This window comes from Methylotenera versatilis 79 (assembly GCF_000384375.1).
Lineage (GTDB): Bacteria > Pseudomonadota > Gammaproteobacteria > Burkholderiales > Methylophilaceae > Methylotenera_A > Methylotenera_A versatilis_B.
In genome coordinates, this window is the sequence record NZ_ARVX01000001.1 from 2005785 (window position 1) to 2031427 (window position 25643).

Annotated in this window: 20 protein-coding genes; 14 read left to right on the plus strand and 6 right to left on the minus strand. The window is 42.3% G+C overall.

Features of this window, described 5'->3' with window-relative positions; all coding sequences use genetic code 11:
* Positions 1–90: 90 nt before the first annotated feature.
* The gene (glgB, locus tag METVE_RS0109690; protein ID WP_020168279.1) at positions 91–2265 is read right to left on the minus strand and encodes a 1,4-alpha-glucan branching protein GlgB; all 2175 of its coding nucleotides are present in this window, start codon (positions 2263–2265) and stop codon (positions 91–93) included.
* 212 nt (positions 2266–2477) lie between these two features.
* Between glgB and glgC the strand changes: the two genes are divergently transcribed.
* The 4 genes from glgC to METVE_RS0109710 all read left to right on the plus strand — a co-directional run bounded on the left by glgC (position 2478) and on the right by METVE_RS0109710 (position 8250).
* Complete coding sequence (glgC, locus tag METVE_RS0109695; protein WP_020168280.1) at positions 2478–3758, plus strand: glucose-1-phosphate adenylyltransferase; 1281 nt, start codon at positions 2478–2480, stop codon at positions 3756–3758.
* Positions 3759–3875: 117 nt separating this feature from the next.
* Positions 3876–5618 (plus strand): glycoside hydrolase family 57 protein, encoded by a 1743-nt coding sequence (locus METVE_RS0109700; protein WP_020168281.1) that lies wholly within the window; start codon positions 3876–3878, stop codon positions 5616–5618.
* A gap of 133 nt (positions 5619–5751) precedes the next feature.
* Positions 5752–7320, plus strand: coding sequence for a 4-alpha-glucanotransferase (gene malQ / locus METVE_RS0109705; protein ID WP_020168282.1), 1569 nt, complete (start codon positions 5752–5754; stop codon positions 7318–7320).
* Positions 7321–8250, plus strand: a complete 930-nt coding sequence (locus tag METVE_RS0109710; RefSeq protein ID WP_020168283.1) for an ROK family protein — start codon at positions 7321–7323, stop codon at positions 8248–8250.
* 58 nt (positions 8251–8308) lie between these two features.
* Here the strand turns inward: METVE_RS0109710 and queG are convergent, their stop codons facing one another.
* A complete protein-coding gene (gene queG / locus METVE_RS0109715) occupies positions 8309–9400 on the minus strand; it encodes a tRNA epoxyqueuosine(34) reductase QueG (protein WP_020168284.1) in 1092 nt (363 codons plus the stop codon).
* On the opposite strand from queG, the gene tsaE reads away from it, so the two are divergent.
* The 4 genes from tsaE to METVE_RS0109740 all read left to right on the plus strand — a co-directional run bounded on the left by tsaE (position 9401) and on the right by METVE_RS0109740 (position 13664).
* Positions 9401–9958, plus strand: coding sequence for a tRNA (adenosine(37)-N6)-threonylcarbamoyltransferase complex ATPase subunit type 1 TsaE (tsaE, locus tag METVE_RS0109720; RefSeq protein ID WP_020168285.1), 558 nt, complete (start codon positions 9401–9403; stop codon positions 9956–9958).
* Between the two features lie 91 nt (positions 9959–10049).
* Positions 10050–11417 (plus strand): N-acetylmuramoyl-L-alanine amidase, encoded by a 1368-nt coding sequence (locus METVE_RS0109725; RefSeq protein ID WP_020168286.1) that lies wholly within the window; start codon positions 10050–10052, stop codon positions 11415–11417.
* A 331-nt stretch (positions 11418–11748) separates the two neighbouring features.
* The gene (locus tag METVE_RS0109735; protein WP_020168288.1) at positions 11749–12438 is read left to right on the plus strand and encodes a transglutaminase-like domain-containing protein; all 690 of its coding nucleotides are present in this window, start codon (positions 11749–11751) and stop codon (positions 12436–12438) included.
* Between the two features lie 212 nt (positions 12439–12650).
* Positions 12651–13664 (plus strand): zinc-binding alcohol dehydrogenase family protein, encoded by a 1014-nt coding sequence (locus METVE_RS0109740; RefSeq protein WP_020168289.1) that lies wholly within the window; start codon positions 12651–12653, stop codon positions 13662–13664.
* Between the two features lie 4 nt (positions 13665–13668).
* Here the strand turns inward: METVE_RS0109740 and METVE_RS0109745 are convergent, their stop codons facing one another.
* Entirely contained in the window at positions 13669–15198 is a 1530-nt protein-coding gene (locus METVE_RS0109745) for a helicase-related protein (protein ID WP_020168290.1), read from the minus strand.
* A gap of 57 nt (positions 15199–15255) precedes the next feature.
* On the opposite strand from METVE_RS0109745, the gene mutL reads away from it, so the two are divergent.
* From mutL to METVE_RS0109770, 5 genes are read left to right on the plus strand one after another with little or no spacing between them, the layout of a single operon-like run.
* Positions 15256–17106, plus strand: coding sequence for a DNA mismatch repair endonuclease MutL (gene mutL / locus METVE_RS0109750; protein ID WP_020168291.1), 1851 nt, complete (start codon positions 15256–15258; stop codon positions 17104–17106).
* Between the two features lie 2 nt (positions 17107–17108).
* Entirely contained in the window at positions 17109–17621 is a 513-nt protein-coding gene (locus METVE_RS0109755; RefSeq protein ID WP_020168292.1) for a hypothetical protein, read from the plus strand.
* Between the two features lies 1 nt (position 17622).
* Positions 17623–18558, plus strand: coding sequence for a tRNA (adenosine(37)-N6)-dimethylallyltransferase MiaA (miaA, locus tag METVE_RS0109760; RefSeq protein WP_020168293.1), 936 nt, complete (start codon positions 17623–17625; stop codon positions 18556–18558).
* A 43-nt stretch (positions 18559–18601) separates the two neighbouring features.
* Positions 18602–19189 carry a hypothetical protein gene (locus METVE_RS0109765; protein ID WP_020168294.1) on the plus strand — a complete coding sequence of 196 codons (588 nt, stop codon included), beginning with the start codon at positions 18602–18604 and terminating at the stop codon, positions 19187–19189.
* A gap of 12 nt (positions 19190–19201) precedes the next feature.
* Entirely contained in the window at positions 19202–20170 is a 969-nt protein-coding gene (locus METVE_RS0109770; RefSeq protein ID WP_020168295.1) for a DUF2157 domain-containing protein, read from the plus strand.
* Positions 20171–20257: 87 nt separating this feature from the next.
* On the opposite strand, the gene dapC is transcribed toward METVE_RS0109770, so the two are convergent.
* Complete coding sequence (dapC, locus tag METVE_RS0109775) at positions 20258–21493, minus strand: succinyldiaminopimelate transaminase (RefSeq protein WP_020168296.1); 1236 nt, start codon at positions 21491–21493, stop codon at positions 20258–20260.
* A gap of 57 nt (positions 21494–21550) precedes the next feature.
* Between dapC and METVE_RS0109780 the strand changes: the two genes are divergently transcribed.
* Positions 21551–22444 carry a DMT family transporter gene (locus METVE_RS0109780; RefSeq protein ID WP_020168297.1) on the plus strand — a complete coding sequence of 298 codons (894 nt, stop codon included), beginning with the start codon at positions 21551–21553 and terminating at the stop codon, positions 22442–22444.
* A gap of 30 nt (positions 22445–22474) precedes the next feature.
* Here the strand turns inward: METVE_RS0109780 and METVE_RS0109785 are convergent, their stop codons facing one another.
* Together METVE_RS0109785 and METVE_RS0109790 are read right to left on the minus strand one after the other, a co-directional pair.
* The gene (locus METVE_RS0109785) at positions 22475–23569 is read right to left on the minus strand and encodes a PilT/PilU family type 4a pilus ATPase (RefSeq protein WP_020168298.1); all 1095 of its coding nucleotides are present in this window, start codon (positions 23567–23569) and stop codon (positions 22475–22477) included.
* A gap of 82 nt (positions 23570–23651) precedes the next feature.
* Positions 23652–25601 (minus strand): O-linked N-acetylglucosamine transferase, SPINDLY family protein, encoded by a 1950-nt coding sequence (locus METVE_RS0109790; protein WP_020168299.1) that lies wholly within the window; start codon positions 25599–25601, stop codon positions 23652–23654.
* Positions 25602–25643 lie beyond the last annotated feature (42 nt).

Genomic DNA, 25643 nt, shown 5'->3' on the forward strand with positions numbered 1-25643 from the left:
TGTTGAAACTGTTAAACCATTCATAAAACTTTGTGCTATTCAGAATATATTAATAAAGCTTTATGAATGAATGATTAAATCCATTGTTCATCAATTCTTTTTAACAATAATTAAGCCTGCTAATGGTGGCAGCGTAATCAAAAGCGATTGGTCTCTGCCCATCCAGGCAACATTGTCGCTTTGTAAACCTGCGCCATTGCCTTTATTTCCACCACCATAATACGCTGCATCGCTATTAAAAATCTCGGTATATTGGCCTGCTTGCGGCACACCAATTCGGTAATTTTCACGTAACACAGGCGTAAAATTCAACACTATTATAGCAAAAGAATTATCCAGCCCATGCCTGATGAAGCTAATAATTGATTGTTCGGAATCATTACAGTCAATCCACTCAAAACCTTGCACATCAAAATCTAGTGTGTGCAGGCAGTTAAGGTTAAGGTAATGCTTATTTAGATCGCGTGCAGTGCGTTGTATTCCTCTATGTGATTCATGTTCAAGCAGATGCCAATCTAGGCTGCGATTCACATTCCATTCAAACCCTTGCGCAATTTCGTTGCCCATAAAATTGAGTTTTTTGCCGGGGCTGGTCATTTGTAATGTCATTAACAAACGCAAGTTAGCAAATTTCTGCCAAGAGTCGCCTGGCATTTTGGCGATTAGTGAGCCTTTGCCGTGTACGACTTCATCATGTGAGAACGGTAATACAAAATTTTCAGAATAGGCGTAAAGCTGCCCAAAAGTGAGCATGCTGTGATGATATTTGCGATGCACAGGCTCATTTTCAATATAACTCAGCGTGTCGTTCATCCAGCCCATGTTCCATTTCATGCTAAAACCGAGCCCGCCAAGATAAATAGGGCGCGATACCGCTGGCCATGAGGTCGACTCTTCTGCAATGGTCAGTGCGCCTGGAAAATCTTGATGGGCGACGATATTCAATTGTTTAAGGAATTCGATCGCCTCTAGATTTTCACGTCCGCCAAATTTATTCGGCAACCATTCACCTGCTTTGCGTGAGTAATCCAAATAAAGCATCGACGCAACCGCATCTACACGAATACCGTCGATATGAAATTCTTTTAGCCAAAAATAAGCGCTGGAAATTAAGAAGTTGCGTACTTCATTGCGACCATAATTGAAAATCAACGTACCCCAATCTTGATGTTCGCCGATACGCGGATCTTCATGCTCATATAATGCAGTGCCGTCAAAACGCGCCAATGCCCAATCATCTTTAGGGAAATGACCTGGTACCCAATCTAAAATCACGCCAATATTCGCCTGATGGCAAGCGTCAATCAGAAACTTCAAATCATCGGGTGAGCCGAATCGATTGGTTACGCCAAAATAGCCAGTGGTTTGATAACCCCAAGATTCATTGAGCGGATGTTCGGTAATCGGCAGCAGTTCAATGTGCGTAAAACCCATCTCAACCACATAAGGCACAAGTTCTGCGGCTAAATCACGATAAGTCAGTAATTGGTTATTATTTTTACGGCGCCACGATCCAATATGTACTTCGTAACAATTAAATGGTGCATGCAGCCAATCATTGCTGGCGCGTTTGTCTAACCAAGCTTTATCTTGCCATTGGAACGCTTGATTGCTAGAAATTTTAGATGCTGTTCCTGGACGGAATTCAAATTCGCGCGCGAATGGATCGGTTTTGACTAGTACCGCGTGTGAATGGCGATTGCGGATTTCATATTTATAGAGTGAGTCAGTCGTTAAGTGCGGAATAAACAGCTCCCAAACGCCCGTTTCGCCGCGAATACGCATGGGGTTAACGCGACCATCCCACTGATTAAAATTGCCCACAACACTGACGCGCTCTGCATTTGGCGCCCAAACGGCGAATCGCACACCTTGTACACCTTGATGTTCAACGATATGCGCGCCAAAGGTGTTGTAGGCTTGATTTAAACGCCCCTCGCTAAATAGATGCAACTCGTCGTTAGTTAATAAGGGGTTAAAACTATAAGTGTCTATTATTTCTTGCGTTTGATTATTGGCCTCAACTTTAATCAAGCAAGGTGAAGTTGGCGCAGTTTTGCCTTGCCATTCAAAAAGCCCAGCATCATTAACACGTGCGCATTCAACCCATTTTGAGTTGATTTTTAAGCTGACTTTTTGCACATAAGGTAAGAATGTGCGAAAGACAAATTGGGCGCCTACTTTATGCAATCCTAAATACGAAAAAGCGTCATGATGCTTTGCGTCAAGAATCAGTGAAAAGCTGTGTTCAGATGCGTTAATCACAATAATTAATTTCTATAAAATTAGGTTAATTAGACTAGATTATAACCTGTATCTAAGCCTATAATTAACTTGTAGTTGACACGGATGGACGAACGTTCGTTCATGCTATTTGATAGTAATTTTATTGCCCGATATGGCTCAACCCGATAAAGGTTAGCAGTCTGCATGACAATAATGTTTATTCTTTATTGACTCAATTTGAGAGGGCAACCATGGCACAAGATATAAATAATTCTCGATTTATTAGCGCGATGACCAAAAACACGGTTGCGCTGATTCTAGCTGGTGGACGCGGTAGCCGATTAAAAGATCTCACCAACCGTCGCGCTAAGCCTGCAGTACCATTTGGCGGTAAATTCCGCATTATCGATTTTCCACTATCTAATTGCATTAACTCGGGTATTCGACGCGTTGGCGTGATTACCCAATACAAATCGCATAGCTTAATCCGACATATTCAGCGTGGCTGGAGTTTTTTAAACGGCGAATTCAACGAATATATTGAATTGTTGCCAGCATCACAGCGCAACGATAATGAAGACTGGTATAAAGGCACGGCTGATGCTGTGTATCAGAATATCGATATTCTGTTATCAAGCAATGCGCAATATGTGGTTATTTTGGCTGGCGATCATATCTACAAGATGGATTATGGCCAAATGTTGGCCACGCACGTTAAAAATAATGCCGATATGACGATTGCCTGCTTGAACGTGCCTTTAGAAGAGGCCAAAGGTTTCGGCGTGATGGCGGTCGATGATGAAGATCGCATTATTGAATTCGCAGAAAAACCGGATCAACCCAAACACATGCCTGGCGATACGACGCAGGCTCTGGCCAGTATGGGCATTTATGTATTTAATGCGCAGTTTTTATATGAAGAGCTAGCACGTGATGCAGCAGATGAAAACTCTACCAAAGATTTTGGTGGCGATGTTATTCCTTACTTGATTTCACGCGCACGTGTTTACGCGCATCGATTCGCAGAGAGTTGTGTAGGCGCAAAAAATGGCTTTTATTATTGGCGCGATGTCGGCACGGTAGATGCCTATTGGGAAGCGAACATGGAGTTAACGCGTGTGACGCCAGAACTGAATATGTACGATAACGCATGGCCGATCTGGACATACCAAGAGCAAGTGCCACCAGCTAAATTCGTATTCAATGATGATGGCAGAACAGGAAAAGCGAGCGACTCAATCGTTTCTGGCGGTTGCTTGATTAGCGGCTCTTGCGTGACCAGTTCTGTACTATTTTCAAATGTGCGTGTACATAGTTATTGCGATATTGAAGGTGCAGTATTGTTGCCAAATGTGGTGATACACCGGCACGCTAAACTTAAAAATGTGGTGGTGGATAAAGGCGTACAAATTCCTGAGGGTATTCAAATCGGCTACGACTTAGCGGAAGACAAAAAGCGTTTTTACGTGTCTGAAAAAGGCACCGTTTTAGTGACTGCGCCAATGCTGCTTAAGTTGCCCAATGCTACTTAAATTAATAAGTAACTATATAAATGTATCAGCTTTAAATTTATAAATTTTTAGCCAGCTTAAATATTTTTAAAGTAAATATTTTAGAACACAAACTTTTACAAAAAGTGAACCTTAAAAATGATTAATCAACCTAAATTATTAATTTCACTGTACTGGCATATGCACCAGCCAGATTACCGCGATTCAATCTCAGGCGAATACGTATTGCCTTGGACTTATTTGCATGCCATTAAAGATTATTCGGATATGGCTTATCATTTAGAGAAGAACCCAAAGGCCAAAGTAAGCTTTAACTTTGTGCCTATTTTATTGGATCAATTAGAAGATTATGCGCAGCAATTTAAAACCAATTGCGTTAAAGATCCCATATTAAAACTGCTCAGTACCAATGATTTATGGGTCATTACGCCAGAAGAACGTCGCTTGATCAAAGATAGCTGTTTCAAAAGCTATCACGAAAAAATGTTAAAGCCGTTCCCTGATTACGAACGACTTTACAAGATGTTTGAGTTTTTAACCGAAGATGGTCGTGATGACTTAATCTATTTATCTGGTCAATATTTAGCGGATTTATTGGTTTGGTATCACTTGGCTTGGATGGGCGAAAGCGTCCGCCAAAATAATGCTTTTATACAAAACCTAATGACCAAAGGCAAAAAATTCACCAACGAAGACAGGTTGGCCTTATTTGACTTGATCGGTGAGTTAATCGGTAATTTAATTCCGCGGTATAAAAAATTGGCAGAAACCGGTCAAATTGAAATATCCAGCACGCCGCATTACCACCCGATTTTGCCATTATTGCTCGATTTTGAAAGTACGCACGATGCGATGGCGAATGCGACATTGCCCAAAACCGCCAATTATCCAGGTGGTGAGGCACGTGCAATTGATCATTTAAAAGATGCTACCGCTTCTCATAAACGCCGTTTTGGCATGGCACCCAACGGTATGTGGCCGTCTGAAGGTGCCGTTTCCAAAGAAAGCTTGTTGTTAATGGCCAACCAAGGTGTGAAATGGGCAGCCTCTGGCGAAGGCGTTTTAGCCAATAGCTTGCGTAAATCTAATCCTAAAAAAGCCTTATTGTCACGCCACGATTATTTATACAAACCTTATAGTGTGAGCCATGGCGATGATGAAATTATCTGCTTTTTTAGAGATGACAGACTATCGGACAAGATCGGTTTTGAATATTCAAAAATGCATAGCAGCGAAGCTGTGAGTGATTTCATTCAAACTTTAGAGCACATTTACAACACATATCAACGTGAAGAAAACCCTGTGGTGAGCGTGATTTTAGATGGCGAAAACGCTTGGGAATATTATCCATACAACGGGCATTACTTTTTAACTGAACTTTATGAAGCTTTAGCTAATCATCCTAATATAGAAATGGTGACACAATCAGAAGTGTTGAAAGTCATTAACGCGCCTAGCAAGAGTGCTTACAAAATTCACTGTGGTAGCTTGCCAGAGATTTCGGCTGGCAGTTGGGTATATGGCAGCTTTAGTACGTGGATTGGTAGTGTCGATAAGAATTATGGCTGGGATTTATTATGCGAAGCTAAAAAATCCTATGACAAAGTATTGAAATCGGGCAAATTAACTGCGGAAGAAAAACAGCGTGCAGAAGATCAGTTGTCGGTCTGTGAAGGCTCTGATTGGTTTTGGTGGTTGGGTGATTACAATGCGGCAATGAGTGTCAGTAGTTTTGATCAGCTATATCGTCGCAATCTGATGAATTTATATCGTTTATTAAAATTGTCGATTCCTGAGCATCTGAATGCTTCGATTAGCATGGGCGATAGTCAAGCGGCAAATGATTCAAATAGTGGCACGATGCGAAGAGGGCAAGAGTAATTCAAATTACTGCTTTATATCCCACGCTTTTTAATAAGCGTATTTAAAACTTCATTTTAAAAAAAGTATTGGTCAGTGTTAAGAAATAAAAATTAGAAAATAATCAGTTAATTTAAGTTAATAAAGAAATAAGATGAAAAAATCACAACAACGCAAGGCTGGCGTTTTATTGCATATTAGTTCTTTGCCAGATGGCACACTTGGTGAGCAGGCTTTGCAATTTGTGGATTTTTTAAGTGAAACAGGTGTAAGCGTTTGGCAAACGCTACCCTTGAATATGCCGCACGGCGATGGCTCGCCATATCAATGTTTGAGCGCACATGCGGGTAATCCCGCTTTTATTAACCTTAAAAAACTCGGTGAACATTTAGAAAAAGTCGGCGTGATATCGGCGGCTGAAAGCCAATTGTATGACGAAAAATTAGTTGCTTTAAATGCAGATTCAGAAGCTAACCCACAGTCAGAAGTTAACCCAAATTTAGTAGTAATTTCCCACTCAGAATATCGCCAACAAATGTTCGAAAAAGCTTTTGCGGCTTTGTCTCAGCAGGTGGATTCCAGCGAATATATCGCGTACCGAAAGTTTTGCAAAAAACACAATAGTTGGTTAAAAGACTTTGCTTTGTTTTTGGTGTTGCATAAACGATTTGACCAAGGCAGTTGGAGTAATTGGCCAGAAGCTTATAAAAAACGTGAAACCAAAACACTTAACCTTGCAAAAAAACAACACGCAGCAGAAATTAGCCTGATCCAATTTACGCAGTTTGTATTTTTTGAACAGTGGGGCGCGTTAAAGCAATATGCCAACAGTAAAAATATTGCCATGTTTGGCGATATCCCGATTTTTGTAGCGTTTGATAGCGCTGATGTCTGGGCTGACCCGAGCTTATTCAAACTGGATAAACGTTGCAATATGACGGTGATTGCAGGCGTGCCGCCTGACTACTTCTCAATTACTGGCCAGCGTTGGGGAAACCCACATTACAACTGGAGCGCGATGAAAAACCATGGCTTCAAATGGTGGATTCAACGTATGGCGACACAAAATAGAATGTTCGATATGGTTCGTATCGATCATTTTAGAGGCTTGCAAGCCGCTTGGGAAATCCCAGCAAATGAAGCAACGGCAATGAACGGTGTATGGTGCGAGGCGCCAGGTTATGAACTGTTGGGTGCGATTAAAAAACATTTTAAAAAAATGTGTTTAGTGGCAGAAGATTTAGGCATTATTACCGATGAAGTGAATGCGTTAAGGCATCATTACCATCTGCCTGGTATGAAAATATTACAATTTGCATTTGGCGGTGGCGATGACAATTTGTACTTGCCACATAATATTGAGCCAAATAGCGTGGTTTATACGGGTACGCACGACAATGACACCAGTTTGGGCTGGTATTTAAGTTTAGAAGAACATGCTAAACATCATCTACATACTGTGCTAAATAATTATGAACCAGCGATGCCAGCCGCGTTGATTGATATGGCAATGGCGACAAATGGGGATTTAGTGATTATTCCGATGCAAGATATTTTAGGTTTAGACACTCAATCACGCATGAATACGCCAGGTACTGTGGGCAGAAACTGGCTTTGGAAATTTGATTGGCAGCAATTAACACCAGAATTAAAACAGGCATTTGCTGATTCCGTTTTAAGACACGGCAGGGCTAGCGGTATTAACTCCAGCGGTATTCACTAAATGAGTCAGTCAATCGGTATTGATATCGGTGGCACCAATTGTCGATTAGGCGTATTTGAGAACTTACATTTAGTACACGAAACGCGCTTTCAGGCAGATTTTATGCAGATTTGCAAAAATAATTCGCCCGATGACGCTTGGCAGCAAATACTTTCCATCATCTCTACAGCCATTCAATCGGTATTTGTGCAATATCCAACTGTTGAAACCATTGGCATCGGCTTTCCTGGATTTATCCATCCGCAAACGCAATTAATTGCACAAGCGCCTAACTTGCCCGGTTTGAAAGATGTCAATTTAAGTCAAGATTTAAGTGCGTTAATCGGGAAAAAAGTCATTGTGGAAAATGATGCTTTGGTCGCCGCTTATGGCGAATATTGCTTAAACGACCGACCTAGCGATGGCCTTATTTATATTGGACTTGGTACGGGTGTAGGTGGCGGCTTAATCGTTGCAGGCAAGCCATTTTCTGGTGCAAATGGCGTGGCGATGGAAGTTGGACATATCATCGTTGAGCCAAATGGCAGATTATGCGGTTGTGGCAATCGCGGTTGTTTAGAACAATATGCCTCAGCCACAGGCGTGGCCAATAGTTATTTTCTTACCACGCAAAATAGACTTAACGCCTTTGAGATTGCTAAATTGGCAGCCGATGGTGATGCTCATGCAAAAGCAACATTTAATCAAGCGGGTCGTGCACTTGGTCAAGTAGTGGCCCATCTGCAAAAAATCGTCGATGTGCCAAATGTATTGATTGGTGGCGGTTTAAGCGCCTCTTGGGATTTAATGCGGCATAGTTTTTATGCGCAATTAGAGGCAGATTTAATCGCGGTATTACGTGGAAAAGTCCATGTAAAAATCTCACAAGCGGGAGATACCGCAGGCATGCTGGGCGCTGCAATGCTAGCTGCTACGATGTTATCCGTTTAGGCCGTACACTTAAACTTAACCAATTTTTTCGATCAAAAATAGTGTTAAGTTTTTAGATTCAAATTTTACTATGCTGCTGTAGCGCCCAGCCAACATGTTCACGCACCAATGCGTCCTCATCATTTTTTCGTGTTTCCAAAGCGTTAACTATCGCAGGCGATGTGCTTGCATTGCCTAAACCAACCGCAATATTGCGTAACCATTGCTTAAAACCAATTCTGTAAATCGCGCTGCCAGCCATTTTTTGCTGAAATTCTGCTTCACTCCAGCCAAAACATTCAATCAAGCTCACATCGTCTAAACCGTGACGAACATTGAAATCGGGCTCTTGGGTGATTTCTGCAAATTTATTCCAAGGACAAGCTAGCTGACAATCGTCACAACCGTAAACACGATTACCAATCAATGGCCTAAATTCAAGTGGAATAGCAGTTTTAAGCTCAATGGTTAAATAAGAAATGCAACGCCGCGCGTCGACTTCATAAGGCGCAGTAATGGCGCGGGTAGGGCAAATATCGATACAAGCGGTGCAAGTGCCGCAATGATTGCTGGCTTCCGCATCGATTGGCAAAGGCAAGTTTGTGTAGATCTCGCCCAAAAAAAACCATGAGCCGTGATTCTTATTCAGTAATAAAGTATGTTTTCCGCGCCAGCCTAAACCGGCTTTTTCGGCAAGCGCCACTTCTAGCACTGGCGCGCTATCGGTAAATGCGCGATATTCAAATGCGTTTAATTCGCTTGGCAATTCAGTTTGAATCTTGTCACACAGCTTTTGCAGTTTTTGACGCATCACCTTGTGATAATCGCGTCCCAAAGCATAGCGTGAGATAAAAGCTTGGTTATTGTCATTGATAACTTGCCAACTATTTTTGGCTTTAGGCGGCAAATAATCCAGTCTTGCCGAAATCACACGCACGGTATTTGGCACTAATTCGGCAGGTCGGCTTCGCTTCGTGCCGTGTTTTGCCATATAATCCATATCACCATGAAAGCCTTTTTTAATCCACGCTTGGTGTTTTGTTTCCGCATTTGCCAGATTCGTATCCGTAATGCCTATTTCGGCAAAGCCCAATTCCCGACCCCAACGTTTGATGTCAGCCGCCAGTTTGGCCCAATCGCTAGCCGTATTAATTGATTGATTTGATTGCATATGGCGAATGATATTACATTTTCTTCTGCGCTTATCAGCGTTTTGTTAGACGAGCCGTTGGTCAAACAAGCAGCGTTGTCCGATGAGGCGGCCACTTTGTCTGCCGGTGCGCAATTTGCGAAATACCTCACCTCACTATCTAGCAATCAAGCCCGCAATCAAGAAACATCAGGTTTGGTGATTTATTTGCATGGCGATTTAGGCGCAGGAAAAACGACATTCACGCGCGGATTTATACAAAGTTTAGGCTTTGTTGGCAAAGTTAAAAGTCCTACTTATACTTTGGTAGAACCTTATGTATTTTCTAGTTATAATATCTATCATTTTGATTTATATCGCTTTACAGATACAGAAGATTGGGAAGCGAGTGGTTTCAGAGAATATTTTAATGCGCAAAGTATTTGCTTAATTGAATGGCCAGAAAAAGCTGCAGATTTATTGCCAGAAGCAGATATTCATGTGTATTTAATACATGATGATTTGCAAAGAAAGATTCACTTTTTAGTGAATAATGAACAAGATAAGCGTTTTAACTTAACCCAATTTAAGCTTCAATAATCAAAACAGATAATAATCAACTGGATTTAATGCTGACTAAGCAAATAATATTTAGGCTCAAAATGAATGGTGACTCAAAAAGATCAAAAGCATGTTAAGTAGCGCTATCAATCCATTTATCCGCAATCTTTTAGTTGTTTTTGCTTTATTGCTAGTCAGTATCAACGCCTATTCTGCTAATACAATCACCGCTGCACGCGTGTGGCCTGCACAGGATTACACGCGGATTACGTTGGAATCTGAAACGCCAATCAAGCATCAATTGATTATTTTAAAAAATCCTGACCGTTTGGTGTTAGATATTGAAAATATTGATTTAAATAGCACGCTTAAAACTTTATCAGACAAGATTTTAGCTAGCGATCCATACATCAAACAAGTGCGTGTAGCCAATTTTAAACCCAATGTGGTACGCGTTGCGGTGGATTTAAAAGGCGAAGTGAAGCCGAATATTTTTGCATTAACGCCAGCGGGTGAATACAAATACCGATTGGTACTAGATATTTATCCACTACAAGATGAGTTAATGGCAATGCTGGGCAAAAAAAGTACAGCAGATGCAACTGAAGCCGCCAATGAGGTTGCTAATCAACCCAAACCAATCGTTGAGCCATTACCGCCTAATGCTGGGGATATCACAGAAACAATTGAGCTGCCTGGCGTATCGACAACCACTAATCCGACAAGCCCAACAAACCCAGCGGTAAATACTGAGCCTGCAATAACGGCTGAAACCCCTATTAAGAATAAAGAAGATCCAAAATTAATCACTATTGCAATTGATGCAGGTCATGGTGGGGAAGATCCTGGTGCGCGTGGTGCGAATGGTAGCCACGAAAAAGTCATTACGTTAGCGATTGCCAAAAAACTCAAAGCTAAAATCGATGCAGAATCGAATATGCGGGGCGTATTAACGCGTGATGGCGATTACTTTGTGCCGCTGGGCATGCGCGTGGTAAAAGCGCGTAAATTAAGAGCCGATTTATTTGTGTCGATTCATGCTGATGCGTTTACCAATCCTGCAGCGAATGGCTCATCGGTCTTTGCATTATCTGAAAAAGGCGCGACCAGTGCTGGTGCGCGCTATTTGGCCAAAAAGGAAAATGAATCCGATCTAATTGGCGGCGTGAGCTTGGGTGGAAGAGATCCTGTTTTAGCGCGAACGCTATTAGATTTATCGCAAACCGCGATGATTAACGACAGTTTAAAATTAGGCAAAGCCGTATTAGCGCAAATTGGCGATATTAATAAATTACATAAAAATCATGTCGAGCAAGCGGGTTTTGCGGTATTAAAATCGCCTGATATTCCATCCATTTTGGTTGAAACGGCGTTCATCAGTAACCCTGAAGAAGAGCGCAGATTGAATGATGAAGCGTATCAAGATAAATTAGTTAACTCTATTTTAAACGGCATTAAAAAATACTTTTCTACTCAGCCTGCATTCGCACGAAACTAAACTTTTTCATACTTAAAGTAATAAATTAAGCTTTTTAAAGTGTTAAGTAACAGCGCACTTAAGTTAAGTTTTCAAATAAAGTTGTATGCTTTTGTCATCACGCTAATTTCAATTCTAGCAATCCAAAAAACTCAATCTACGTAAAGCTATCGCCACGTCAGATTATTCCTATCTTTAATTCATCCGCCGTCTTACGACGATTTTCTGTCTGGACTTGTATATTCATAGCATAAATTTTTATACATATATTTTGCATCTCACTTAACTTTATTCACTTAAATTTCTAGAGTAACTTAATTGATGGTGACCATATTAAAGATTGAATACAGCGATGAAAAAAATAAAAGTGGATTGTGAGTTGCAATACGTAGCATCTGATAGTTCAGATTTTGTATTCAATATACAAGTGGCACAAATGCCTTGGCAGGATATTTTCGAAGAAAAACTCACGTTTAATCCAGAGGCGGAAGCGACTTTTGGCATCGGCCATACAGGTCAAAATCGCTTGCTCCGAGTCAGCAATATGATTGGCCCGTTTAGTCTTCGTTATCAGGCAACCGTGAATGTCCATTACCCTGAACCGACGAGCGTAGAAGCGGAAATGAGGATTTGCGAATTACCACTGGAAATTATTCCTTATACTTGGTCTAGCCGTTATTGTGAGTCAGACCAAATTGCAAAATTAGCCAACGAACTTTTTGGCAATTTGCCACATGGCTATTCAAGAGTTGAAGCGATTTGCGAATGGATTCACAGCAATATCCAATACGAAATCGGCATCACTAATTCCACTACATCGTCTATACAAGTGTTAGATGGCGGCGTAGGGGTGTGCAGAGATTTCGCACATTTGGGCATTAGTTTTTGCCGTGCGCTGAATATTCCCGCCAGATTTGTCACCGGTTATGCCTATTTTGATGAGCCGCCCAGTGATTTCCATGCCATTTTTGAAGTGTATTTAGGCCATCGCTGGATTTTATTCGATGCCACAAAAATGTCGCCGGTGAATCAATTGGTGTGAATCGCGACAGGGCGTGATGCGTCAGATACTGCATTTAGCACCATATTTGGGCCAGTAACCATGAGTTATATGAATCCGTACGTTGAAGTGATTCAATAAATGTGACTAATTTTATGGCATTAATTTTGTTGAATTATTCTTAAACCATTTAGATGACTATTACAAATGTGATAAATTCACAATCAAGTTTATTAATAAAATGAGCATCCAAAATGAAAGCAGTCGCTCTTACTAAATATTTACCGATTGATCATCCAGAGTCTTTGATCAATGTCGAACTGGAAATTCCGAAACCATTAAGCCGAGATGTTTTGGTGAAAGTGCAAGCCATTGCGGTTAACCCAGTCGATACAAAAATCCGCAAGCCAAAAGACAAAGTGGAAACCACGCCTAAAGTGTTAGGCTGGGATGCCGCGGGCGAGGTGATTGCCGTGGGCGATGCGGTGACTTTATTTAAAGTGGGCGATTTGGTGTATTACGCGGGCGATGTTACCCGTAGCGGCTGTAACGCGGAATATCAAGTGATGGATGAGCGCATTGTGGGGCGCAAACCGCAAAGTTTAAATTTTGAAGCTGCCGCTGCATTGCCGCTTACCGCAGTGACTGCTTGGGAAGCGTTATTTGACCGTTTAGGTATCGCGCAAGACGCGGTTAAAAACAAAGCTAAAAGCATTTTAATTATTGGCGGCGCCGGCGGAGTTGGTTCTATTGCGATTCAATTGGCTAAAAAAGTGGCGGGATTAAACGTCATTGCAACAGCCTCGCGCCCAGAAACCATCGACTGGGTGCGCAATTTGGGTGCAGACCATGTCGTGAATCATCATCAATTACAGCAAGAAATGGTACAACTGAATATTCAACCAGATTATATTTTGTGCAATAACAATACAGATGGCTATTTTGAAACCATAGCAGCGATTATCAAGCCGCAAGGCAAAATCTGCTCAATTGTAGAAACGACAAAACCCGTGAATTTGGATTTATTAAAAAGTAAAAGCGCGACATTTGTGTGGGAGTTTATGTTTACGCGATCCATGTTCAAAACCGATGACATGATTGCGCAACATCAGATTTTGCAGCGCGTTGCGCAATTGATAGATGATGGCATTTTAATGACCACACTTAACCAAGTTTTAAGCCCAATAAATGCGGAGAATTTGCGTAAAGCCCATGCGCAGTTAGAATCTGGTAACACAATCGGCAAATTGGTATTGTCTGGCTGGTAATTAGTTAACGGCTAATATGTTTCAATAAATCGTTTTCGCGTTGTGTGTCGCCGTAACCAGTTTGGGTAAGCAGCGCACGCTCTATGTAGCGGCTGACCGACTTTCTGAAATGCGGAATGTGTTCAGCATCAACAAAAATCTGTGGAAATTTATAACTTAACCAAGCGTATAAGCTGATATTTTGACTTAATATTTCCGCAGCTTCTAAATGCTTGGCGCTATTTGAATCCAGCCAAGCTGGCGCAGACGGCAAATGACGAATCGTATGCTCAACCACGCTTTTTAAGCACAGCAAAAAATAATCTTTTTCAATATTCACGTTAATGGCAATGGGCGCGCAAGTAAAAATAAATTTATCTTTTAACGATAACTTTGGCGCAAACGCATCCACCAACAAGGCCTGGTTTAGTTGCGCGGCGATTTTACTTAACGCAAATAAAGCATGATTAAATTGCAGCCGATTGGCAAAATACTCCAAACATTCTGCAATTTTTGCGGTGTGTAATTGGTTTGAAATGGCTTCTATCTGCCCGATATTCGCGGCAATCGGCAGCTTTTGCAAATCAGATGTATCGTCAGTCGCCAGCATGTGTACGATATGGAATCGCTCATCATCTTCCATGATGTTCACATAACCATTATGGTAAATACCAAAACGCCCAGCGCGACCTGCTATCTGGCGCACTTCAGTCGCATTTAATAAACGCGATGCTACGCCATCAAATTTAAAAATATTGGCAAAAATAACGCGCCGTATCGGCAAATTTAAGCCCATGCCAATCGCATCGGTGGCGACTAAAATATCCGCTTCGCCACTACAAAATCGGGCAGATTCATGCCTGCGTACTTCGGGCGAAAGCGCGCCGTAAATACTGGCGACTGTATATCCCCATTGGCGAAATCTGGCTGAAAAGGTCAGTACATCTTTACGCGAAAAGGCAATAATCGCATCGCCTTTTTGCAGCTTAGCTTTCAACTTTGGCTTGCTGTATCGCACACCGCATAAGCTGTCATCTTCCAGTATTAATGGCGTCATGCGTTGTAACTCTGTGATTTCTGCCGTTTCATTTAAATGCTCAATTACCTTTAGACAAGGTTGAGTGACAGCGTTTGAGCCGCAAATAAACACTTGTCTGGCAGGCACGCCGACCAGTGCAGCAGTCCAAGCGCTGCCGCGGTCAGGGTCTTGCAGCATCTGAATCTCATCAATAATTGCTACATCCACCAGCTTTGTGGGATTCATCATTTCAATGGTAGAGGCGGTGTGTTGCGCGCCTGCGATAATCACGCGTTCTTCACCCGTAATCAGGTTACACGGCACGCCGGATTCCATTAGTTTATCGCGTACTTCCATTGCTAATAGACGCAATGGTGCAAGGTAAACGCCAGATTTGGCCGCAATTAAAGTGTTCAATGCATAGTAAGTTTTACCCGAATTGGTAGGGCCAATATAGAAATGATGATGCCGCTGGATGGCACGCGCTTTTGCAAAGCTGTATGCGTAATCATCTAAATTTAGATTGGCTAATTTCATGGTGCGAGATTGTGCGTTAAAACAGGTAAAATATCACGAAATAAACTGTAGCTAATTATGTCACGCATACCACCTAACTCAATCAAATTACTGCCAGACCAGCTTATCAGCCAAATCGCCGCGGGCGAGGTGGTGGAACGACCAGCCTCTGCGCTTAAAGAACTATTAGAGAATAGTTTAGATGCAGGTAGCAGCGACATTCAGGTTTCATTGATGCAAGGCGGTATTAAGCAATTACGCGTGGCGGATAATGGTAACGGCATACCGCAAGATGATTTGAAAATGGCTCTAACCCGCCATGCCACCAGCAAAATTTTTAGTTTAGAAGATCTAGAAGCCGTTGCCAGTTTGGGTTTTCGTGGTGAAGCATTAGCCAGTATCGCATCGGTTTCGCGGACGGCAGTTATCAGCCGCGCATTTGAGACTAAACACGCGTGGCGCATTGCTAGTGACGGCAGTGAAATCAGTGCAATCGAACCTGCGGCATTGGAAATTGGCACTGTGATTGAAGTCAACGATTTATATTTTAATACGCCAGCAAGACGCAAATTTTTAAAAACCGATGGCACAGAGTTTGGCCATTGCGAAGCAGCATTTACGCGCGTGGCACTATCGCGCCCGGATGTGAGCTTTACCTTGCAGCATAATGGCAGAGTGCTTAGTCGCTTTACTGCTGGCGCGGCAGCCAAAAGATTCAATGAAATATTAGGCGCAGAATTCGCTGCTGAAAGTATTACCATAGATGAAGAAGCGGCAGGTTTACGCTTGTGGGGTGTGGCGGCAAAGCCAACCTTTAACCGTAACAGTCGCGATACGCAATATGTGTATGTCAATGGCCGTTTTGTGCGCGATAAACTCATTGCGCATGCCATTCGCCAGGCCTATCAGGATGTACTGCATCATGATAGGCATCCTGCGTTTGTGCTATTTTTAGAACTTGACCCAAGCTTGGTGGATGTAAACGTACACCCCAGCAAAACCGAAGTACGCTTTAGAGATGGCCAAGCGATTCACCGTTTTATCTATCACAGCTTGAATAAAAATCTTGCCACGCCAACGGGCATGTCGAATGCGGCTACTGCCAGTCAAGCCACACATAATCCTTTTGCTTCGCAATACACTAATTCGCCTAATTATCCCCAGTACCAAAATCTACAGCACCAAACGCAAATCAACTTAAATGCCAACCAGCCATCCGCATTTTATGAAACTTTATTTGGCGCTAATAACCAATCAGAGCGTCAGTTTGCAAGTCCAGTCTGTTATGCGGAAGAGTTTGATAGTAATTCGCCAGCTAAACCAGTAGAGGATTTTCCGCTAGGCTTTGCTGTTGCGCAGATACATGGCGTGTATATATTGGCGCAGAATAAACTGGGCTTGGTAGTGGTCGATATGCATGCCGCGCATGAGCGCATTATGTATGAGCGACTTAAAAATGCGCTGGATGAGAAAGCGGCAGTACCGATGCAACCTTTGCTCATCCCCGTCAGCTTTAATGCAGATAGATTAGAAGTAGCCACTGTGCAAGATGAATTGAGTTCAGGGCTTGGCAATTTGCAACAATTGGGTTTTGAATTTGCCATTCTATCGCCCAACACCTTAGCCGTGCGCGCTGTGCCAACTATGTTGCAAGATGCAGACGCAGTCACTTTAGCGCGCGATGTGCTTAAAGATTTACGCGAATTTGGCGCAACCAGAGCGTTAACTGAACGCAGAAACGAATTGCTAGGCACAATGGCATGCCACGCTGCCGTGCGCGCAAATCGTATTTTAACTATCCCTGAAATGAACGGCTTATTGCGCGATATGGAAGCAACAGAACGCAGCGGTATGTGCAATCACGGCCGCCCGACTTGGTTTCAAGTGAGCATGAATGATTTGGATAAAATGTTTATGCGGGGTAAATAGTTTTGGCTGATTATGAAGTGGTAGATAAGATTAGCGCTGCCAGCAGACAAATTAAAACTGCTATTTGGATGCATTTTGAGCGGAAAGATTCTGTATCGATTCACACATTATCATGGGCTGGATACCAAATATTAATAGATTTATGCGCAAAAAATGGAATACAAAGAGAAATTGAAGACTCGCCTATTCTTAAAGAGATGGGTAAATTAAGTGAAGTAATAACTGTTATCAGAAAACCACATAATTTTTTTAAACATTCCGATAAAGATATAGATTCAACAGTAAAGCATTTCCCTGATTCAAATTTCATTATTTTGCTAATGGCATGTCAGTATTTTTCAAAATTAACTGGTGATTTATTTTTTGAGGGAAGGATATTACAAGCATGGTTTTGCTTAAAATATCCAGAACATGCTCCTAAAGAATGGATTAGCAATTTAGACAACATTGCAAAAATAATTAATCCTAATGACTACGAGTTTTTCCTTGAGATGATTTTAAGAAATAAAACTTGATATGTCGAATTTAGCAATTTTCCTAATGGGCCCAACCGCCAGCGGCAAAACCGGCGCGGCGGTTTATTTGCATTCAAAGCTTCCAGTTGAAATCATCAGTGTCGATTCTGCTTTAGTGTTTAAAGACATGAATATCGGTACGGCCAAGCCAGATGCTGAAACGCTGGCTAATGCACCGCATCATCTGATTGATATAATCGATCCGACAAGTGCCTATTCGGCAGCGAATTTTAGAAGCGATGCATTACGTTTGATGGCGAATATTACAGCGCGGGGTAAGATTCCTTTATTAGTCGGTGGAACGATGTTGTATTTTAAAGCGCTGGAAGGTGGTTTAAGTGGATTGCCTGAGGCGAACCCAGAAGTACGTGCAAGGTTGGATGCGCGTGCGGCATTTATCGGCTGGCCTGCCATGCATGAAAAACTGACGTTAGTTGACCCAGAAACCGCAGCACGTTTACAACCGAATGATGCGCAACGTATTCAACGCGCATTGGAAGTGTTTGAAATAACGGGCGAAAGTTTGTCTAGTTTGTTTGCTAAACAAAGCAGTGAGGCTTTGCCTTATAACGTGCTTAAAATTGCGCTGGTGCCAAGTGAGCGCAAAGTGTTGCATGAGCGCATCGCGTTGCGATTTGAGCAAATGCTGGCGGCTGGATTTTTAGATGAAGTGAAAACGCTATTAGCTAAATATCCCAATTTAACCGCTGAATCAACCGCTATGCGTTGCGTGGGTTATCGCCAGGCTTTAGAGCATTTAAGCGGCGAGTATGACGCTGATGAGTTGCGCGATAGGGGTATTTTTGCGACGCGGCAATTAGCTAAGCGCCAACTCACATGGCTGCGTGGCATGGATGACATCACCGAACTAGATTGTTTGAACGCCGATTTAAATACCGTAATATTGCAGCAAGTTGAGCAATTTATTGCTAAATAAGTACGATTAACAAGTTAAGTCCATTTAAAAGGCTAAAAATATAATGAAAAACTTTATTAAAGAAAACTTGGTTTTGGTGATTGGGCTTAGCTTACCGATTCTATTGATTGTGCTATTTTTTCTGGCAACGGTCGTACCGAAGTCATTTGGCACACCGCCACAGTATGAGTTGCTATTTACCACTTTAAAATATGAGTATGAAAGCTCACCAGTTTATCTTGTTGATTTTAAAGTGGTTAATCATCAATTAATGGCCAAAGTGAAGAAAAACGACGATAAGAGCAGGAATTACAATTCAAAAAAATTAATGGCTTATAACGCTAAAACGGAAACGGTGCGCGAAATAATCATTGATTTGCCCAAAGCGGCAGAAGCAGGTGATGGCAATGACGTGATTTTGGAAGAAACCAAAGGATTAAAGATCGATGCGGCTATGGTTTCGCCAGATGGCTATCAATTAGAAGGTTCTAATTACAGCAACAACGGCTTGGTGGGCGGATTATTTGGCGGCGGCAATCGTAACAGCGGCTACCGCATCAAAAAGGGCGCAGTAGCGTATAAAGTGGAAACGACGCAGCCCGATTATTACTACAGTGACTTTAAATTTGTCGGTTGGATAATTGGTCAATAATAGGGGGCTGCTATGTCGCAAAAGATAGATATGTCAGTTGCATCCATTCCGCCAGCAAAAAAAGCTGCGTTGCAGGATATTGTGCATTTGGCCAAGCATCACCAGATAACGCTGGATGAGATTTCTCATGCATTTGCAAATGTAAGCGCACAAGCAAACAAGCCATCTCCCAGTGTGCTGTCGCAACTATTTGGTTACATTGGCGGCATTTTTGTATTTGCGGGTATTGGCGTCTTCATCTCAATGTATTGGGATGATTTTGGTTCTGCCGCACGCGTGCTTGTCACGTTGGGCACAGGTTTAGTGGCTTTTATCATGGCACTGGTCTGCCTGACAGATAAACGTTATGAACGTGCTGCAACACCATTATTTTTAATAGCGGCTTTACTACAGCCAACTGGCATTTTAGTCATGTTAAATGAGTATTCATCAGGCGGTGATGCACGTCACGGCTTGCTGTTTATGGCTACTTATATGCTGATTCAGCAGGCTGCGACGTTTTGGGCCAAACAAAGAACCGTATTGGCTTTTAGCGCGATTTTATTTGGCTGTATTTTCTTTGCCAATCTATTCGATATCTGGGATGCGAATGAAAAGCTAATTGGCATCGTCTTGGGCATATCTTTAATCTGCGTCGCTTATGCGCTTAATCAATCGCGACATTTACCCATTGCGCCTTTTTGGTATTTTGTCGGTTCGGCTATTTTAATGTGGTCAGTATTTGAGGCTGTTGAAAAAACACCGTTTGAGATTATTTATTTAGGCCTTGCAGCAGCGTTAATATTTTTAAGTACTGCTGTACGGAGTAGGGCGTTGCTTGCTGTGGGTTCGCTTTCAATGCTGGCTTATATTGGATATTTTACCGCCAAGCATTTCGCCAATACATTAGGCTGGCCAATCGCATTGGTGATTATCGGCATTGCCTTAATTGGCATGAGTGCGTTTGCGGTAAAGTTAAATAATCAATATATTAAGCAGTAGAAATTTAAATTTAATGTATTTTGTGTGAAGTTTTTACAAATAACTTCAAATCTTTTCGCATAAAAAATCTGTTTAAACCAAGCTTTTCTAGCTCATGTTTTGAATGCGATTTGCCGCTTCCACACACTCTTCTAAACTAGCCACTAATGCTAAGCGAATAAAATTTTTGCCTGGATTAATGCTGTTAATTTCACGCGCTAAATAGCTGCCTGGCAACACTGTGATGTTTAAATCGCGATAGAGTTTTAATGCAAAATCCGTATCAGTCACTGCAGGATTTTTAATTTTTGCCCACAAATAAAATGCCGCATCTGGCATTTCGACTTCTAAAACGCTACTTAACATTGGCGTAACCATTTTAAATTTCTCAGCATAAAGCCGACGATTCTCAATCACATGAGCATCATCATTCCAAGCGGTAAGCGACGCTGCTTGTACCGCTGGATTCATCGCGCAGCCATGATAGGTGCGGTATAACGTAAATGCTTCGATAATGCTTGCATCACCCGCCACAAAGCCAGAACGCATACCTGGCACATTGGAGCGTTTTGAAAGTGAGCTGAACACAACTAGGTTTTTGTAATCTCTGCCCAACTGATACGCCGCTTGCAAAGCACCTAATGGCGGATTTGCTTCATCAAAATAAATTTCCGCATAACATTCATCTGCGGCAATGACAAAGCCATATTGATCAGATAATGCAAATAAGGTTTTCCACTGCGCTAGGTTCATTACCTTGCCAGATGGGTTGCCAGGGCTACAAACATAAACCAATTGTGTGCGATTAAGTATTTCAGCAGGCACCTGCTCGAAATCCATTGCATGGCCATTTTCTGGCGTGGTATTCAAAAAATAAGGTGTAGCGCCTGCTAAAAAAGCGGCACCTTCATAAATCTGATAAAAAGGATTGGGCGAAATCACAATCGGGTTGGATTTTGTACGGTCAATCACCACTTGCGCAAAGGAAAATAGGGCTTCGCGGCTACCATTCACTGGCAAAATACTGGTTTCTGGATTAAGCGCGGGCAGGTTGTAACGGCGCGTAATCCATTGTGAGATTGCAGTACGCAGCGCCAAGCTACCAAGAGTCGTGGGATAATTAGCCAAACCAGCCAAATTATTCACCAAAGCATCGGTAATCAGTGTTGGTGTCGCATGTTTTGGCTCACCAATCGATAAATTAATCGGTTTTAATGCTGGATTAGGTGTGGTGCCAGCAAACAAATCACGCAGACGTTGAAACGGGTAGGGTTGCAACAGACCCAAATTAGGATTAAGTGGACTTGGATTTAAAGAAATTGGGTTCAAAGCGATTGGATCCATCAGAGTTTAATTCGTAAAGCACTATTATAATTTAGTAAGCCATTAATTAGGAAATACATGGGCAACAGCAAACAAAACTATCTGGCCATATTCGGCCTGTTATTTGGCGCCATGTGTTGGGGCATTATCTGGTATCCGTACCGCATCATGAGCGATGCTGGCGTTTCTGGTGTCACTTCAAGCTTTTATACCTATTGCATTGCGATTATTTTGGGAATAGCTCTGTTTGCCAGGCATTGGCGTGGTGTATTCAAGCTGCCCAAAAGTGCCATTTGGTTGAGCATTGTTGCGGGTTGGACTAACTTAAGTTATGTGCTGGCAGTGATTGATGGAGAAGTCATGCGCGTGATGTTGCTGTTTTACTTGGCGCCACTTTGGACGTTACTTTTAGCGCACTTTTGGCTAAAAGAAACGATCACTAAAGCAGGGTTGGCTTCGATTTTAATCGCTATGATTGGTGCTTATATTATGTTGGCTAATCCATTTGACCCCGCGACCAATCACATTCCCATGCCGCAAAATAGCGCTGAATGGTTGGCATTGTCTGCGGGAATTGGTTTTTCATTCACTAATGTGATTGCGCGTAAATCTGCGCATTTAAGCTTGGCAGCAAAATCTATGTTGATATGGGTCGGTGTGGCTGGCGTGTCACTTTTATTCATACCTTTTCTGACGGACACCTTTCCAAGTCCGCAGTTTTTCACGCTAAATAATTGGTTAATCATGGGGATTATCGCCATATTAATTATGGCCGCCACTATATTTGTGCAATATGGCGTGACAAAAATGCCCGCTTTACGCGCATCGGTATTGTTCTTGTTTGAACTGGTTGTGGCGGCAATTGCAGCCTATTATCTGGCAAATGAGGCGATGCTGTTAAACGAATGGATAGGCGGCGCTTTTATTATCGCCGCGGGTTTATTGGCGGCGTTTAATCATGCTGACAATTGATTTAAAAGAAAATATACCGCTAATTTTGTGTTAACCGCCAAAACCGCCGCGTGTGCCTTCTGCGGCAAAACGTATTTTCAAAGATAAATCGTTGCGTGAATCGGCATTGGCCAGCGCGTGATCTTCGCTGATTTTTCCATCGCTATAGAGTTTGAATAATGCCTGGTCAAACGTAATCATGCCAATATCGTTGTTATCGGCCATGATGTCTTTCATTTCGCTTAACTTTTGTTTCTGGATGAGTTCTGACATGTAGGGAGAGTTAATCATTACCTCAACCGCAGCAGCGCGTTTTTGGGTAATGCCAGGCACCAAACGTTGCGAAATAATACCCACCAAATTAAGTGACAAACCCAATAATAAGCCATGTTTAGCATCGGTTGGGAAGAATGAAATCACGCGCTCTAAGGCTTGATTGGCATTATTGGCATGCAAAGTAGCTAAACACAAATGCCCCGTTTCGGCATAAGCCAGCGCCTGTTTCATGCTTTCCATATCGCGTACTTCACCGATTAAAATCACATCTGGCGCTTGGCGCATGGCATTTTTTAAAGCGTTATCAAAGCTTAAGGTATCAATGCCTACTTCACGTTGATCGACGATAGATTTTTTGTGTGCATACACAAATTCAATCGGGTCTTCAATGGTAATAATATGACCGGTTTCGTTTTCATTTCGGTGGTCAATCATGGATGCAAGTGATGTGGATTTACCAGAGCCCGTCGCGCCAACCATGAGTATCAGTCCACGTTTACGCATAATCAAGTCTTTTAAAACGTCTGGCAAGCCCAGTTTTTCCAATGTAGGAATATCCGTTTTAATGTGCCGAATCACCATGCCTACTTCACCACGCTGGCGAAACACATTCACGCGAAAACGTCCCACATCTTTGCGGCCAATGGCGAAATTACATTCCAATGTCGTTTCAAATTCTTTGATTTGCTCCGCACTCATAATGCCGTAAGCGATTTCTTTAATCATGCCCGGCGCCATTACCTGGTTATTGATTGAAACCGTTTCGCCTTCAATATCCATATGTATGGACGTATTCGTGCTGAAAAAGAGGTCAGAACCGCCTTTATCAGTCATGAATTTGAGTACAGGGGTAATGTCGATGGCTGCCATTTGATGACTATCTTATTTGATTAATTGTGCTGAACTTTAGCACAAGCCGCGGTTTTATTACAGTGGGCGAGATGCTGATTGGTTATTTGTTGGCAGTAGCTTGCTGTTGGTAAGTCTGCCAAATTTGCTGATACTGTTGCTCTAAATTGCGTGAGAACTGGGCAGGATTAAACGGGCTTGAATCCGAAAGTGAGTTGCTTTTAATTTGTGCTTTCAATTGCTGCTCTAATTGGCTGAACATGACCGGGTCATGCGCCAAAGAAACTGCTTTTTGTTCATACTCTTGCCAGTTTTGGGTGATTAACTCTGGCAGATTAATATACTGCAATAAGCTTGTTGCCACCCGCGAAGCAAAGGTTTCGCCAGTACAAGTTAATAGTGGCAAACCCATTAATAGCGCATCACTAGCCGTAGTGTGCGCATTATACGGCGCAGTATCTAAAAATAAATCCGCATGCGCATGACGTGCTAAATGCTCTGCAATCGTTACACGTGGCGCAAATATTAATCTTGTTTCATCAACACCCGCTTTTGTCGCTGCTTGCCGCAAATTGGCAGATGCCCAAGAGTTGCAATCCAACAGCCAAAGCACGCTACCAGGTGTTTGCTGCAAAATGCGCATCCAAACCGCGAATACTTCTTGCGTGATTTTAAAGCTCTGGTTAAAACAGCAAAATACAAAACTGTCTTCTGGCAAGTTGTGTTCAGATTTTTGCGTTGCTTTACCAATGGGACGTTGGCTATTATTGGGTTGATAGCAGGGTAAGTAGAGCAATTTTTCACTAAAGTCAGGTGCATTTGGCGCAATTACTTTATCTGCTAGCAGGTAGTCGAATAGTGGTTTGGTATGTATTTCCCCTACTTTTTCAATAGTTACTCCGCCTTTGATTTCACTCCCTATTTCGCCCATTGTCCCTGGAAAACCCAACCAATTAATACTGATTGGCGCAGGCCTGAATGCCACGATGCCAGTGCGGCTGTTTTGCGTAAATCCAGTTAAATCTACCAAAATCGCAACGCCATCTTTGTGAATTTTTTGCGCGGCTTCAATATCGGATAATTGCCGAATGTCATTAAAAGTATCAAATGCGCCTTCTAGGCGTTTGCGGTCAGGTGTTTTGTCATCTGCGCCATAAGAGTAAGCGATGGTTTCAAAACGGGTTTTATCGCTATTTTCAATCAATTCGGTGATTAAAAATGCCAATGGATGCAGTCTGAAATCAGCCGATAGATAACCGATTTTTAGCTTGGCTTGTAATATGTTTTGCGATGCTTTTAATTGGTTAAAGTCAAAGCCTGCATGTTGTTGAATCAGTTTGCCGTAAAAACTATTTGCCCAATTGCTAGCACACTGCTTTTGCTCATCTGCAGCAGTGCTGGGCATACTTAAAAAAGCAAAAGGCGATATTTGCGCATTTGGTGTTGTCATTACCCATTCGCGCAACTGCTTGATTTGCTGATCAATATTCTCCCAATCGCAGATATGCTGTTTTTGGTGCACCAAATGCGCCAGTGCATGATGCAAATCTGGCTTTAGCTGCAGTGCATTTTCATAGCTGGAAACGGCATGGTCCAATTGACCTAATTCACGTTGAATATTGCCCAGATTATTATGCGCATCAGCGTCATTCGGGTTTAATTTTATGGATTGTTTAAAGCTGTTGAGCGCTGCGCTAGGCTTGTTTAACTGGCGTTGTGCGTTGCCTAAGTTAAACCAATACGCTGCGTTAAGTGGCTGATATTCGAGCGCTTCTTGGAAGCGGGCTTCTGCCTGTATAAATCGGCCGCTGGCGTGTGATTCATTTCCTAGTTCTTGCAAGCAAAAACACAGTGCATCGCGCACATACGAGTTGTTTTTAAGCGCGCGTACAAGGCGGCGAAAATAGCCAGCAGCTTCTTCAAATCGCTTTAGTTCTACACACAAATTTGCACAATGAATTTGTACGTCTAAATCTTTGGGATTGTGCAGTAACGCTTGTTGATAGTGTTTAAGCGTGTTTTCAGCGGATTGGATTGGCTCGTTGGCTTGCATAACGCAATTTTAATCTAATTTAATTCAATTGCAGTGTTTGTA

Excerpts from the sequence above, each read along its gene's own strand:
- glgC (WP_020168280.1), top strand. The coding sequence starts at position 2,478 with ATGGCACAAGATATAAATAATTCTCGATTTATTAGCGCGATGACCAAA.
- METVE_RS0109700 (WP_020168281.1), top strand. The coding sequence starts at position 3,876 with ATGATTAATCAACCTAAATTATTAATTTCACTGTACTGGCATATGCAC.
- malQ (WP_020168282.1), top strand. The coding sequence starts at position 5,752 with ATGAAAAAATCACAACAACGCAAGGCTGGCGTTTTATTGCATATTAGT.
- METVE_RS0109710 (WP_020168283.1), top strand. The coding sequence starts at position 7,321 with ATGAGTCAGTCAATCGGTATTGATATCGGTGGCACCAATTGTCGATTA.
- queG (WP_020168284.1), bottom strand. The coding sequence starts at position 9,400 with ATGCAATCAAATCAATCAATTAATACGGCTAGCGATTGGGCCAAACTG.
- tsaE (WP_020168285.1), top strand. The coding sequence starts at position 9,401 with ATGGCGAATGATATTACATTTTCTTCTGCGCTTATCAGCGTTTTGTTA.
- METVE_RS0109725 (WP_020168286.1), top strand. The coding sequence starts at position 10,050 with ATGTTAAGTAGCGCTATCAATCCATTTATCCGCAATCTTTTAGTTGTT.
- METVE_RS0109735 (WP_020168288.1), top strand. The coding sequence starts at position 11,749 with ATGAAAAAAATAAAAGTGGATTGTGAGTTGCAATACGTAGCATCTGAT.
- METVE_RS0109740 (WP_020168289.1), top strand. The coding sequence starts at position 12,651 with ATGAAAGCAGTCGCTCTTACTAAATATTTACCGATTGATCATCCAGAG.
- METVE_RS0109745 (WP_020168290.1), bottom strand. The coding sequence starts at position 15,198 with ATGAAATTAGCCAATCTAAATTTAGATGATTACGCATACAGCTTTGCA.
- mutL (WP_020168291.1), top strand. The coding sequence starts at position 15,256 with ATGTCACGCATACCACCTAACTCAATCAAATTACTGCCAGACCAGCTT.
- miaA (WP_020168293.1), top strand. The coding sequence starts at position 17,623 with ATGTCGAATTTAGCAATTTTCCTAATGGGCCCAACCGCCAGCGGCAAA.
- METVE_RS0109765 (WP_020168294.1), top strand. The coding sequence starts at position 18,602 with ATGAAAAACTTTATTAAAGAAAACTTGGTTTTGGTGATTGGGCTTAGC.
- METVE_RS0109770 (WP_020168295.1), top strand. The coding sequence starts at position 19,202 with ATGTCGCAAAAGATAGATATGTCAGTTGCATCCATTCCGCCAGCAAAA.
- dapC (WP_020168296.1), bottom strand. The coding sequence starts at position 21,493 with ATGGATCCAATCGCTTTGAACCCAATTTCTTTAAATCCAAGTCCACTT.
- METVE_RS0109780 (WP_020168297.1), top strand. The coding sequence starts at position 21,551 with ATGGGCAACAGCAAACAAAACTATCTGGCCATATTCGGCCTGTTATTT.
- METVE_RS0109785 (WP_020168298.1), bottom strand. The coding sequence starts at position 23,569 with ATGGCAGCCATCGACATTACCCCTGTACTCAAATTCATGACTGATAAA.
- METVE_RS0109790 (WP_020168299.1), bottom strand. The coding sequence starts at position 25,601 with ATGCAAGCCAACGAGCCAATCCAATCCGCTGAAAACACGCTTAAACAC.